This window comes from Paenibacillus roseus (assembly GCF_016424485.1).
Taxonomy (GTDB): Bacteria; Bacillota; Bacilli; order Paenibacillales; family Paenibacillaceae; genus Paenibacillus_D; species Paenibacillus_D roseus.
Map to the genome: position 1 here is coordinate 19,018 of NZ_JAELUP010000113.1, position 13,455 is coordinate 32,472.

General features: G+C 47.4%; 12 protein-coding genes. 7 read left to right on the plus strand and 5 right to left on the minus strand.

What is annotated here, in order from left to right; all coding sequences use genetic code 11:
• Nucleotides 1-289 precede the first annotated feature (289 nt).
• From JFN88_RS22500 to JFN88_RS22510, 3 genes are all read right to left on the minus strand, one after another.
• A complete protein-coding gene (locus tag JFN88_RS22500) occupies nt 290-1,174 on the minus strand; it encodes an MBL fold metallo-hydrolase (protein ID WP_332908539.1) in 885 nt (294 codons plus the stop codon).
• Nucleotides 1,155-3,323, minus strand: a complete 2,169-nt coding sequence (locus tag JFN88_RS22505) for a PAS domain S-box protein (RefSeq protein ID WP_199021598.1) — start codon at nt 3,321-3,323, stop codon at nt 1,155-1,157. Before JFN88_RS22505 ends, JFN88_RS22500 begins: the two co-directional genes overlap by 20 nt.
• A 96-nt stretch (nt 3,324-3,419) precedes the next feature.
• Nucleotides 3,420-4,541, minus strand: coding sequence for a response regulator (locus tag JFN88_RS22510; protein ID WP_199021599.1), 1,122 nt, complete (start codon nt 4,539-4,541; stop codon nt 3,420-3,422).
• A gap of 436 nt (nt 4,542-4,977) precedes the next feature.
• Here JFN88_RS22510 and JFN88_RS22515 point away from each other — a divergent pair, with 436 nt between their 5' ends.
• The 5 genes from JFN88_RS22515 (at nt 4,978) to JFN88_RS22535 (ending at nt 10,580) form a co-directional block, all read left to right on the plus strand.
• Complete coding sequence (locus tag JFN88_RS22515; RefSeq protein ID WP_199021600.1) at nt 4,978-6,741, plus strand: stalk domain-containing protein; 1,764 nt, start codon at nt 4,978-4,980, stop codon at nt 6,739-6,741.
• Nucleotides 6,742-6,897: 156 nt separating this feature from the next.
• Complete coding sequence (locus JFN88_RS22520; protein ID WP_199021601.1) at nt 6,898-8,052, plus strand: polysaccharide deacetylase family protein; 1,155 nt, start codon at nt 6,898-6,900, stop codon at nt 8,050-8,052.
• Between the two features lie 368 nt (nt 8,053-8,420).
• The gene (locus tag JFN88_RS22525; protein WP_199021602.1) at nt 8,421-8,855 is read left to right on the plus strand and encodes a DUF1641 domain-containing protein; all 435 of its coding nucleotides are present in this window, start codon (nt 8,421-8,423) and stop codon (nt 8,853-8,855) included.
• Between the two features lie 34 nt (nt 8,856-8,889).
• Nucleotides 8,890-10,068, plus strand: a complete 1,179-nt coding sequence (locus tag JFN88_RS22530) for an NAD(P)/FAD-dependent oxidoreductase (protein WP_199021603.1) — start codon at nt 8,890-8,892, stop codon at nt 10,066-10,068.
• 224 nt (nt 10,069-10,292) lie between these two features.
• A complete protein-coding gene (locus tag JFN88_RS22535) occupies nt 10,293-10,580 on the plus strand; it encodes a hypothetical protein (protein WP_199021604.1) in 288 nt (95 codons plus the stop codon).
• Between the two features lie 235 nt (nt 10,581-10,815).
• On the opposite strand, the gene JFN88_RS22540 is transcribed toward JFN88_RS22535, so the two are convergent.
• On the minus strand, nt 10,816-11,448 hold the full coding sequence (locus tag JFN88_RS22540; RefSeq protein WP_199021605.1) for a YczE/YyaS/YitT family protein: 633 nt from the start codon (nt 11,446-11,448) through the stop codon (nt 10,816-10,818).
• The gene (locus JFN88_RS22545) at nt 11,439-11,870 is read right to left on the minus strand and encodes a GNAT family N-acetyltransferase (protein ID WP_199021606.1); all 432 of its coding nucleotides are present in this window, start codon (nt 11,868-11,870) and stop codon (nt 11,439-11,441) included. Before JFN88_RS22545 ends, JFN88_RS22540 begins: the two co-directional genes overlap by 10 nt.
• Before the next feature lie 166 nt (nt 11,871-12,036).
• Between JFN88_RS22545 and JFN88_RS22550 the strand changes: the two genes are divergently transcribed.
• Together JFN88_RS22550 and JFN88_RS22555 are read left to right on the plus strand one after the other, a co-directional pair.
• On the plus strand, nt 12,037-12,528 hold the full coding sequence (locus JFN88_RS22550; RefSeq protein WP_199021607.1) for a MarR family winged helix-turn-helix transcriptional regulator: 492 nt from the start codon (nt 12,037-12,039) through the stop codon (nt 12,526-12,528).
• 229 nt (nt 12,529-12,757) lie between these two features.
• On the plus strand, nt 12,758-13,441 hold the full coding sequence (locus JFN88_RS22555; RefSeq protein WP_199021608.1) for a class I SAM-dependent methyltransferase: 684 nt from the start codon (nt 12,758-12,760) through the stop codon (nt 13,439-13,441).
• Nucleotides 13,442-13,455: the final 14 nt, after the last annotated feature.

Below are 13,455 nucleotides of genomic sequence, written 5' to 3' on the forward strand. Positions count from 1 at the left end.
TCTCCTTGTTAAAAGCAAATTCCTGCCCTGTGTCAAAGGTTCTACTATTTCGACATGATTCATCACTTTTCATTCCCCAGGCCAGCTGTACAAGGCTGCTAGAAAGATGCCCAAACTGTCTGCTGCAATCTCTTCAAACTGCGATAACGGCAACGGATTGACGCCCTGACCAAGCTCAATGGTAAAACCGGGTCTGCGCCAATCCACCTTATGGATAACTGAGGGCAAACATGACTTTATACGGAATATAGAGAGGATAGCTTATAGCAGTGTGCTGAATTTTAACGGATCAGTTGGAATGAAGTTCTCGCTCGATGAGAAGTTGGTTGTTGCGGTGAAACTGTTGCATATTGCGCGGATAGGGGCAACCTTGAATAAGAGCGGCCATACGCTGTTCATCCCCGGCCACAATCGCTGAGCGCAAACTGTGAATATAGTGTTCGTCCTTATCCTGCCTGCGGCGAATCTCCTCTATATCTTCGGTAAATTGCCCATGGCCCGGTACAAGCATCGAGATGGAATGACGGGCCAGAATAGAACTCACCTTGGCAATCGTCTCCTCATAGCGCTTGCTGCTATGATAGATATAAGGGAATTCCAAATCAGACAAGTAATCACCCGCCAGCCATACGCCGAGCGGCTCTACAATGGTGAAAATCCCGTCATCATTATGGCCTTGGGCATGGTAGAAGGTGAGCGTTGTATTGCCAATCTTAAGCTGCTGGCCTTCTTCACTTACGGGATAAGAAACCTCTGGATAGATGATGGGATAGTCTCGTGTTACATAGTAATCGTCATCAAATGTGTGAATTTTCTCCAAAATCTGTTCTCTCTGCTCGTCATTCTTGTCTGCCAAGGCATAGCTGGCAATAACTTGAGCCTCCGGGAAGGCGCCGCATCCAATAATATGGTCAAAGTCCGAATGCGTGAACAGGATATATAGCGGTCGATCTCCAGCCTTGTCGATTGCATAACAGCGGATACGCTCCACCTCGTGCGGAAGCCAGCACGGGTCCGAGACCAGGACCATATCCTCCGTTTCAATAACTGCCGAGACTGTCTTATAAAGCGTGCTCTGAAAAATAGCAATTCCGTTATGCTCCCATTGCAGCAGTTTGGCCCTCTCCTCTCGTGTATCGCCTCGAATTGTGCCCTCAAATCTTGTGCCGGACAGGGAAGGTCACATGTACGGTTGTCCCGATCCCCTGCTCGCTTGTGTACTCAATCGTCCCATGATGATCCTGAATGATATTCATACTGACCAGCATGCCCAGGCCTGTCCCCTTATCCTTCGTTGTATAGAACGGCTGACCAATACGCGGAAGCTGGCTGGTATGTATCCCGACGCCTTCATCAATGAAATCGGCGCATATTTGACCAGATTCCATATAGAGACGAACCTTCAACAAGCCCCCTTTGGGCATAGCCTCTATGGCGTTCTGTATAATATTCACGAATACCTGCTTTAATTGGTTCGCCTCGCAATACAAGGATGGGATGTCGCGCTCCAGTTCGATTAAGATGGCTACATTTGATAAATTCGCCTGTGTTATAAGCAGCTCAACCACTTCTTCAATAATATGTCCCAACTCATTCAGCTTGTACTGGGCAGTCTGCGGCTTTGCCAACATCAGCAACTCGCCGACAATCAGTTCAATGCGCTCAAATTCGCTCTGCATAATTTCATAGTAGCGTGCACGTGAATCTCCTTCCGCACTCAGCAGAAGCTTGGTAAAACCTTTGAGCGCCGTCAGGGGGTTGCGAATTTCATGCGCGATCCCTGCAGCCAGTTGTCCTGCTGCCGACAGCTTCTCTGACAATCGCAGCAGCTCTTCGGTCTGCTTTTGCCCGCTGACATTTTGCACAATCCCGAACATGCTCAGAGGCTCCCCTCGTTCATCCAGCATTAACATGCCTAATGAGTGGATCTGAATGGACCTTCCCTGGGGGGTTATCATACGGAAATGAGAGTCAAACGGGCCTCCGCTTAAGCAGATATCAATTTCTTGCTGGACACGTTCGAGATCATCCGGATGAACAAGCTGAATAAAATCATTTCCCGTATAGGCAAATTTCGCCTCATCCACTTCTATCATGTTCATCAGCTCTTCCGACCATACTAGCTTTCTAGTCCGTAGGTTGTAGTCAAAATATCCAAGTCCGGCCATTCTCTGGGACAGTCGGAGATTATCCCTCATCCTTTTAATCTCCATCTCGCTGCCCTTGCTCTCCGTCACGTCCTGAATCACGCCTATGGACACCCATTCCCCTCCGGACTTCTCCAGATTTTCGCTCTGGACACGTAAATATCGGATGTCTTTGCCTGGCGGGAGGATACGAAACTCACATTCATACAAGTACCCTAGCCCCTGCAAATTCGCTCGTTCTATTATAGCGCGTACCTTATCCCGATCATCGGGATAAACATATTCCATAAATTGATTTATGTCAGGAGGCGTGTCACTCTCCATTCCGAAGATGGTGAACATCTCTGGAGACCAATACGTGTACACATTGTCAGAGTTGCGTTCCCAGCAGCCAATACGGCCGAGCCGGCTTGTAATAGACAACCTCTCTTCCAACTCCTTGCGGCGGGTAATATTCCGCCAGATGCTAATGAAGTTGTACCCGCGCTCATTCTCCGGTCCTGTGATCCGTCTCACAGAAGCTTCGAACCAGTAATACAGAACGTTGGTGTGCCGTAGTCGGCAAGTAAATTGCAACTCGTCGCTCCCCTTCAAGCTGCTTCCGTGTAATGCAGCCCCGATGTGCAAGCGGTCGTCGGGATGGACCAGATTGAGTGCATCATCCCCCACCAAAGTAAAAGGACGATAGCCGAGCAATTTGAACGCTGCAGGAGAGACATATTTGAATTTTCCTTCCTGATCTGTATAGCAGACAATATCCGTCCCATGGTGAGGCAACATCTTGAATAGCTGCCTGCTGTTTTCCGGCATCACTGGACGAATAGCATTCAGATTCCGAAGAATAATCAGAATACCTATCTGCGAAGGATAGACCGTCGCTTCAAACCACTGATTTTCCGGGGCGTAATAATCCGTGAACACCAAACACTCCTGAATCGAAATCTGTTCAGGATAGCTGCTGAATAGTCTATAATTAAGCGCCTCAGGGAACAGCTCTACGGCATCCTTTCCTATAAGCGCCTCCTTGCTCACAGATAACCGGTTGGCAACCGTAGTGTTGACAAACACGATCCGCCATTGCTTATCCAGAACAAGACACCCATCCGGCATACCATCGAACAGAGCCTCCAGAGCCTCCAAAGACTGAAAGCCAAATCCAATTTGTGATGCGTCCAAACCCAATCCCCCTCGCACCTTGATTACAGTATGTATTCCATTGTCTGTATAGCTGTTATAAATCCCTCTTTCCGTTTACGGGTTTCATATCCACGGTTACAAAGAAAAGGACTCCAGGCACTTGTCATATAATGCTTCTGTTTGGGGCGACGGCTTAATGCCGAGATCGCTTCTGAGAATGGAGGCAAACGCTTCATAATGCTGGCGTACGGCCGGACCATTGTTCAGTTTGGCATAGCCCAGCAAGATATGCCTGCAAATTTCTTCTGAATACGGATCACTTTCCTGCAAAATTTCCAGCCGTTTTACCGCTTGCTCTTCCCGCTCCGTGTCCATTTCATAACGGACAAGGGCAAGAGAGCAACCGATATACTTCCGAAGCAGCTCCCGTCGCCGCGGCTTCGACCAATCATAGTCATGTTCAGCCAGGTAGTCTCCCTTGTACAGAGCCATAGCGTCGATTGCCCTGGTTCTATCCTGCTCTGTAGCAACCCCGTCATTTAGACAAGCCGACTCAAATTCCTCCACATCTGTCATCATGTCCGTTGCAGCAAGCCGGTAGCTGTCTTGGGCATACTCTACTGTCGCTTGGATGTCTTCATCTTTGAGCATTTTACGAATCTGATAGATCGAGGTATGCAAGTGGGTAATGGAACGATCCTGCTCGTAGGCGCCCCACAACTCCTCCAAAATTTGATCCTTTGAAACCCATTTATTCTTATAATGAAGCAAAAAAGCAAAAAGCTCCTGAGTCTTGTTGGTCCGCCAGCGCAGCTTGGCAATGCCTGTAAGCTCCAATCTTTGAAAACACTGAATATGAAAAGTTCCGGCTTGCTTGTCCTCCAGATGCCGGCTGACAGGTGAGTACATTAGAATTCGGTCGAGTGTTTTTACGAAGCGGGCCGGGTTGACCGGCTTGAGCAGGTAATCCAATGCCTGAAGCTCGAAGGCTTCCAGTGCATAATCCGAGTAGGCGGTGATATAGACAATGTGTACATTGCGGTTGAGTTCCCGGATTTTCTCCCCAGCCTCCAATCCGCCAATTCCCGGCATGCCGATATCCAGAAACACAACGTCTGCTTGTTCTCTTGCCAGGTGCTCCAGACCGGCTCGGGCCGTCGTGTATTTGCCGGATACTTGATATCGCCCGTCATCCCGAAGCAGTCTCTCAAGCTGCATGAGAGCAAGCTCTTCGTCATCGATCAATATCGCTTTCATGACTTACCTCCTCGTCAAAGCGGTCTCATGCAGATTCCCGGGACAGCATTCCTGCCGTATCCCATCTTAATCAACCGCCTAAACGTTTGTGCCGCCCAGCATTCTATTCTTACAATCAACTACTGCGTCCGTAAATTATTGTCCAGTTAACAAAATTGTTAAATTAATCATATAGCAGCATCTATAAGCCGTCAATTTGAATTAAGTACCAATAACTTCCTAAATTCTTACTTCACCTCCCTTATTACTAGAATTTAGTTTTTTATAGGCTTCAGCGCCACAATACCGAGAGCTAATTGTGACAGTTATGCAAATTTTTTTGCAATTCCGCAACCTTCCGTGTTGCTTTGCGTCATATTTTGGGTATTCATCTTTTAGATGATGTTTTATTTTCTATTCGTTCAGCTTATATAGCTTAAAAGGAGAAACGCGATATATGAAAAGAATTCAAAAACAATTAGCTAAAGTCACTATCGGTTCCATGCTGCTTGCTTCACCATTTACCGGGGTTACCGCCTGGGGAGCCGGCGGGGCCGAGGAACTAAATACTTTGCAGTTCCAGCAGAACAACGCAGCCTTTCAATTCAATGGACAATCCTCTTCCGCCGTACAGCCTGTGACCTATGCACAGGGCGCAAACTACATTCCATTAAGCACAATTGCCAAGCTTTACGGCTTCCAGTTATCCTATGACGCGACTTCCAAGGAATCCATTGCAATCAAGGGCGATCTGGAAGTCCGTTTTGCAGCCAATACCAAGCAATATAAAGTAAACGGCAACGTTCAGACTGCTTCCGGTGAACTGTTCACCCAACAAGGCAGCATGATGGTTCCGATTCGTACCTGGTCGGAAATTACAGGCAGCCGTTTTGTCGTATCCGGCAACTCCTTTGTCCTCACCTGGAACAAAGAAAAACCAGAGGTAAAAACGCCCCCTGTTGCACAGTTTTCCACAGACAAAACCGAATATAAGATGGGTGAGCCGATCCAATACTCTAATGAAAGCTATGACGATAACGGGACTATTGTCAAGACCGAATGGACAGGCAGGGAACGCGCATTTTTCCGTCCGGGCTTTGTTCTCATTACGTTGAATGTTACCAACAACCATGGTCTGACCAGCTCCGTGACCAAGGAAATCCGAATTACGGAAGAGACTATGCACTCCGAAGAGGAGTTCAATCTGCTCTATACGCCGGTTGGCGAGAAATATACATTCGATGGCACACGCGTATTGCGCATGGAATCCGTATCCTATGAGATTGAGTCACAGCCGATGACCCTGATTCGCAGCAATAGTCCGGAATATTTCCTGGAGGAGGGCATTGCTTATCAGGATACGATCTCGGGCAAATTCCGCATCAACATTCATAACGGAAACCGTTCGGGCAAAGCGCTGACCATTTATCTGGTTGCCACCAACAACCTGGACCATCCAGTAACGTATAATATCGATGCCTTTGGCAAAGGCGGACCGACAACATACGTATCGACCAGCGGCAAGAATGCTGTAGCTCGCTTCCTGGACGATCTCGCGCACGGTACGCCACGCGATAAAGTGGTCGTGAATCCAGGGGAGTCCATCGTCGTCCTGCCTGAAGTCGCTTCAACGCCATTAAAACCAAATCTGATCATGACGTCCTACACCGAGATTACAACTAGCGATGAGCTGCAATTTACAGTCGCTGCTGTAGACGCCGATGCGCATCCGAACAAGGATATATTTGAAGTTTTACCGGAGCTCAAAAAGCTTGACCGGGATGGGCGCCACGTACGCGGCACATTCGAGAACGCCAACCGTTCTCTTCTTGTCGACGAGACACTAGGCTATAAATCCCAGCGCATTGTCATCGGCGACCTGAAGCAGGATACCTTCCTGGATGGGATGGATTCCATGTTAGGTCTACCGGAGAACAACAAAGGAAACACCGGCGTCCGCTACAATCTGCAAGTGAAAGTTGCGCCTAATACGCTAATTGGTCTCAATGCCCGCGGCGGTCATTATGCCGGCGCTTTGCTCGTAAACGACAAAGTTGTGCAGGCTGTCGAGAGAAGCATTCTGAAGGACCCTAATGATGTAGGTGTACTGTACCGCACAGGGAATACAGAAGAAACCGTCAATCTGACTTTGATTATCGCTTCCGGCAGCAATTTGCCGCTTAATTTTTTGTTCCTGCCAATCAATGGTGAGAACAAGTAATTGACAGTTACTCATAGAATTTTACTTTCATAAGGCATCACGCGCACAAGGCCTCCCATAATACGGAGGCCCTTGAGCTGCTTTGAGCGAAATACAGTCGAACTGTTAAGCGCTATCGTTTATAATACAATATAGTAGTTAGGAGGAGAGTGAGGAATGCAAACCACACGCAAGCCATGGATAGTCTTGCTTTCATTTGTACTGATCGCATCCATGATACTGAGTGCCTGCGGTAAAGCGGAAGAACAGCTAGAGCCCGACCCTTCCATTAAGATCGTGGTCAATGGGAAGGTCTGGAACGATACCGGTGCAGCCGTCAATTCCGAAGGCAGACTGATGGTTCCTTCAGAATTTCTGAAGAAAGCGGTCGAGAACGGCGAGGAACCGCCCGCAGAGCATGTAGAGGGAACCGTCTACTTTAAAAATCAGGTTGCTGTGTTGATGTACCATGACGTTACGGAAGGCGAGACGACCAAGACGGCTCTGTCGGTCAAGGACTTTGAAGAGCAGATGGAACTTTTGAAAACCAATGGCTTCCATGTCATCAGCATGAAAGAATATTCCGATTTTATGCTGCAGCAGAAGGCAGTGCCTGACAACGCGGTGCTCATTACTTTTGATGACGGATATGAGAGCTTTTACACCCTGGCTTACCCGATTCTGAAAAAATACGGGTACCCGGCAACCAACTTTGTTATCGTCTCCTTCGTCGACCACCGAATCGGCGTGCCGAAGATGACCTGGGATCAGATGCGCGAGATGAAAAAAGAAGGCATGACCTTCTACAATCATACGTACAATTCCCATCTGTACATTAATGTCGATAAAAAAGGCCGCACGAAGCCTGCGCTGACGCAGCCGATGTACCTCGACAATGAGGACCGCAAAGAGACTCAGGAGGAGTATAAGAAGCGGATCACCGATGATCTGGTTAAAGCGGAGGAGCGGCTAAAGGAAGAACTGGGCAACACGGACAGTATTATCGCCTTCCCTTATGGCGCATTCAACCAAGATGTGCTGGAATTATTGAAATCACTGAACATTCACATCTCCTTTACCGTCAGGAAAGGGATCAACTCCAGCAAGGATGTGAACGGGTTCCGGGTCAACGGCGCCGACGTCAAGGAGAACCCGCGGATTGTGATCAATCATTTGAAAAACCTAACGGAAGCTTCCTTTGAAGGCTCAGGCAAGAGCGGCAAAACCAGCAAGCTGGTGTCTTTGCGCCAATACTGTGACAAGAACAACATTAGCTTGGCCTGGGACCCTTCCACCAGGGAGGCCCGGCTAACCTTTGCTAAGAAAACTTAAGCATACGAACAAAGCCTCTGCTTCGTGGATAGGAGCAAGGCTTTTCCCATATGTCCGTATCGGTCATTTGTCAAACTATGCCCGCTAGAAAAATAACATTTTAAATGAAATTAATCCAGACTTATCCGGTATAAAAAATAAAATTTTGTCCAATTTAAAATTTATAATTGCAGTTCAGCTGAAATAGGTCTAAAATGGACGTAAATGTGATCAAGCCATTCTTATTCCAGCCTTTGTATGCCCTTATTCTGGCCCTATTGTGAAATTTATCACAACTTGTGATAAGCAATCTATAGATCAGTCTAAAGCATCTAAGCTCGCGCAGGAAAAAAAAGAGTGGTTCATTCAAGCATGGGAGGCTGTTTTAAATGTCGGATACATTAACGCAACAACCGGTAGGAGAAGCTTCAGGTTCCGCACGCGGAGAGCTGGATATTCTGGATCAGCTTATGAAGCCGGAGGTTCAGAAGTCCCTGACTGAGCTGGTCGAGCATCTGCCGAAGCTCGCAGAGATGGTTACAATTATGACCAAGGCATATGATATTGCCCAGACTGTAGCTACAGACAAAGTATTGATCAACGATTTCGCAGGTGGTCTGTCGGAGTTTGTAAAGCCGATTACGGATAAAGCCAAGGGCATTGCTTCCGCAGCTGTAGAAGCGGGCGACCGTGCTCAATCTGAACAAACCTCCATTGGATTGTTTGGTTTGCTTAGAATGCTGAAAGACCCTCAAGTTCAAAAGACGTTGCGCTTTGCGCAAGCGTTCCTGGATGTGCAAGCCGAGCGTCAAAAGCAACGTTAATCTGATCGGAACATAATTAGAACGGAGGATAAGTATGTCGAAGCATATTCTAATCTTGGGTGGAGGCTATGGCGGACTTCTGACCGCACTGACTGCCCGCAAACATTTTTCTGAACAAGAAGCAACCATTACCGTTATTAATAAAATCCCTTCCCACCAGATCGTAACTGAGCTGCATCGTCTTGCAGTTGGCGGCCTGGATGAGCGCAACGTTGCACTGCCTTTGAGCAAGCTTCTGAAAGGCAAGTCCGTAAACCTGGTGATCGACTCTGTACAAAGCATTGATCTGAAGCAGAAGCAAGTCAAGCTTGCTGGCGGCAGCACGACTTCCTATGATAACCTCGTTATCGCTTTGGGAAGCGAAACAGCATTCTTCGGCATCCCTGGTTTGCAAGAATACAGCATGACACTCAAATCCGTTGAGGATGCAAACCGTATCCGTGCACACGTAGAAGCACGTTTGGATGCTTATGCAAAATCCAAAAACCCTGCGGACGCCAACATCGTAATCGGCGGCGGCGGCCTGTCCGGTATCGAGCTGATCGGTGAACTGGTGGATAAACTGCCTAAAGTTTGCGAAGAAAAAGGCGTGGATTTCAATGAAATTTCCCTTTATTGTGTTGAAGCTGCACCTTCCATCCTGGCTGGCTTTGCGCCTGACCTGGTTGAGCGCGCGAAGATTTCCCTGGAGAACCGCGGTGTAAAATTCCTGATCGGCGTTGCCGTTACCGAAGTTCAAGGCAGCAAAGTACTGCTTAAAGACGGTTCCTCCATCGAAACCAACACACTCGTATGGACTGGCGGAGTAACCGGCAATCCGCTTGTTGCAGAGTCCGGCGTTGAAGTTAATCGTGGACGCGCAACTGTTAACGAATTCTTGCAATCCACTTCCCATCCAGAAGTTTATTTGGCTGGTGACAGCGCAGTTGTATTCGGACCGGAAGGCCGTCCTTACCCTCCAAGCGCACAAGTCGCATGGCAAATGGGTGAGGCTGTTGGCTACAACCTGTACGCAGTCTCCAAGGGCCTGCCGCAAAAAGCCTTCGATCCAGTATTCTCCGGAACACTGGCGAGCCTGGGCAGAAAAGACGCCATCGGTACTATCGGCGGCAATCAGCTGAAGCTGAAAGGTACGCCTGCTACCCTGATGAAGGAAGCAAGCAACGTCCGCTACCTGTCGCACATCAACGGTCTGTTCTCTCTGGTTTACTAATTCAACTGACAAGGGGGCTCTTAAGAGCTCCCTGTTTTGTTTTTTTCAAATCCAATCTCGAAGCTAAAAGAGACTATGAAAATAGGATCATTGACTGAATGTGCCAGGTATAATCATTAACATATTGGAATATTTTTTCTTATTGGATCTATCTTATCAGGGAGGATTGATCATGGAAAAAAACAATTTAATAGCGTCTGGGTCAAATCACGAAGTTTGGACAAATGAGTAGAAAATTAGTCGCAATATCTATTCTGTTGCTAGCCTACTTTTTACTGTGCTGGGTGGTAGACCTTACAAGCAGCACCATTGTTATGAATGCTTCAGGTCGTCCTTACCATATTGAATATCATTTCTTTTACAACAAATATCTTTTTTATAGTGATCCTAACGTTACAAGCAATATTGAAATGAATATCAAACTAGATAGAATATTTATCCTTGGTGCGGGTAGTATTTTCTTGGTTTTATACATATTTAAAAAATTTAAAAGAAATAACGGCTCAACCTAAAAATTAGTGGTTCACATAGGGCAGAGAACAGCGTAGAGGCAGAGGAATTCTGGAGAAGCGAAGCGCTCGCCTTTTAAAGCCCGATTTCCTCTGCTAGCCTCTATCATATAAAGAAATCGGGCTTTAACAGCGATCGGAAGAATCCTCTGCCACGCAGCGCCACCTCCACCTAGAGACCAACCACTAATTTGGGTTTTGAGCCGAAATAACAGCCTATAACTTATTTCCATCACAGTTATAGGCTGTTATTATTTTTATAAGAGAAAGGCCGGTCATGCTTGAACACTTTCATAAAATAACCGATAATGAGACCGCTGAGACAAGCGGCGAGCACGGTTCCTGGTCCAATTGACCCTCCCAGGAAGAAGGCTAGAATAATGCAGACGATTTGAATCACGATCCGCGCTCTTGCAACGCTCCACCCGGATTTCTGACGGATAATCAGCATCAGCCGGTCAAATGGCATCGGCGCAAAATGTGCGCACAGATAAACCGCAGTACCCAGCCCCGTTAGCAGCATTCCCGCCGAAAATACGCCCAGTCGGGCAATCCACCATTCAGGCTGCAGCCACTCGGCAACTAAAAATAGCCATAGATCAATCCCAAGTCCCGTGACCAGCGCAGTTAATACCCCCAGGTATTCCGGCCGCTTCCCGGACATCAGCGCATTGGTGACAACCATGATGAGCCCCAGTATAATCTCCCAGTTGCCAATCGTCAGTCCAAACGTTCTCGATAGCCCGACCAGCACCGCATCGAAAGGACCAGTACCCCGACGGGATTGTACGGTTAGCGCAACGCCAAGCGTCAGGATAAGCAACCCTGAGAAAAACAGCATGAGCTGGCGCTTGCCCAGCCTTACGCCCATTCTTTCGTCATCGTAACATGGGGAATGTTCTCTTCCATGAATACATCCGAGACAACAGCATAACCCAACCGCTTATAGAAATTCTCTGCTTGTACTTGGGCATTCAGCTTGGCTTTTTTCAAGCCTTTTTCCATGGCCAGACTCTCCAGTTTCTCTACAACGGCTTTGCCAAGTCCATATTTGCGATGCGAAGCCAACACACATATCCGCTCCAGCTTGCCTGCGTCGCCTACAACACGCAAACGCCCGACAGCAGCAGGCTGTCCCTCAACGTACACTAAAATATGGTCTGTCGACGGATCGACATCATACTCGTCAAATTCATTTTCTTCCGGCACACCCTGCTCTTCACAAAAAACAACCTTCCGAATGCGGGAGGCAGCTTCAAATTCCTGCTCTGTTGTAATGCGTATCGCCTTCATCTTGTATTTCCCTTTCCTTTCCTAACCGTTATGATAGAAGTGTTAAAGATTTTGTTGATCTTCACACAGGTTAGCTTGAGTATAGATCATAATATTATTGTTGTAAATACAACATTTTTAAAAACAATCTCGTCCCTGCCATTCAAACAGGAAAGGAGAAACAAGTGTGCAAGGAATTCTTCGAGAAATCGGCATGATTGCCCGCTGCCTGGACACGATCAGCAATGCAGAGTTCAAAGAATACAACCTCTCCAAGGGACAATATCTCTACCTGGCCCGCATCTGCGAAAATCCCGGCATCATTCAGGAAAAGCTCGCGGAGATGATCAAGGTCGACCGGACCACTGCAGCCAGAGCTATTCAGAAACTGGAGCATCAAGGCATAATTTATAAATCCGACCATCCCGAAAATAAAAAAATTCTAAACCTCTATCCAACCGAGAGAGGTCAGAATCTGTATGCCTTCCTTAAGATGGAGGAACAGCACTCCATGAATGTCGCTCTTAACGGGTTCTCTCCTGCGGAGATCGAGACGGCGCTGCTGCTTCTGCGTAGAATGAGAGAAAATATTGAGGAGGATTGGAAACTGATTAAACGAGGTGAGAAGCGGGCCTATATGGATCAAGCACGAGCGGAGATTGCCCGCCAGAAGCTGTAGACCACCCCAAATTTTAATCAAGCTCAATTTATAGGAGGATACTGCGCTTTTTCAGCCGCAGTGTTCTTTTTGTTTTACATGAAGATGCCACCAAAGCAAAGGCAAACCTACCGAACATAAGAGACAACCCTTTATAGATATTGCCTATAGAATAAATGTTTTTTATATATTTCACTCTTGTTCTCATTTTCTTTACAATGAAAACAACTTGATTGAGGAGGATGACCAGATGAATCCGCATATAAAGCAGATGTTTGATTCCAATGCCAGTCACTTTGATCCCGAACGGAGACAGTTGATTCCTTGCTTTGATGATTTTTATGGTATGGCTTTGTCTCTTGTCGAGAGTGATAATCCCACTCCCCGTATTCTCGATTTGGGTGCAGGCACCGGGTTGTTCTCAGGCATGGTGCTGCAAAAGTATCCAAACGCCCATCTGACACTGGTCGATCTCAGCGATAAAATGATGGAGGCTGCACAAGCCCGCTTCAAGCAAACAGCCAATATAGAATATATTGTAGCGGATTACACCGAGTATGAGTTTCCCGGTTCCTATGATTTTGTCATCTCGTCCTTATCCATTCATCACCTGACGCACCCATTGAAGCAGCGGCTGTTCTCCAAAATCTATCCCCTGCTGCAAGATGGCGGCTCCTTTATTAATGCCGACCAGGCCGCAGGCCATACGCCTCAAGCAGATGCCTATTACCGCAAACGCTGGCTGGAATCCGTATATGGGAGCGGACTTTCCGAAGCCTCTATCCAGGCATCAATCAAGCGGAGAGAGCTGGATATCAATGCGAAGCCGGAGGACCAGCTTAACTGGCTGAAACAGGCGGGCTTTGCGGATGTAGATTGCGTGTATAAACATTTCGAGTTCACCGTTTTCTATGCTCACAAGCATAGCGGCTGAGGCCATCTTTGATA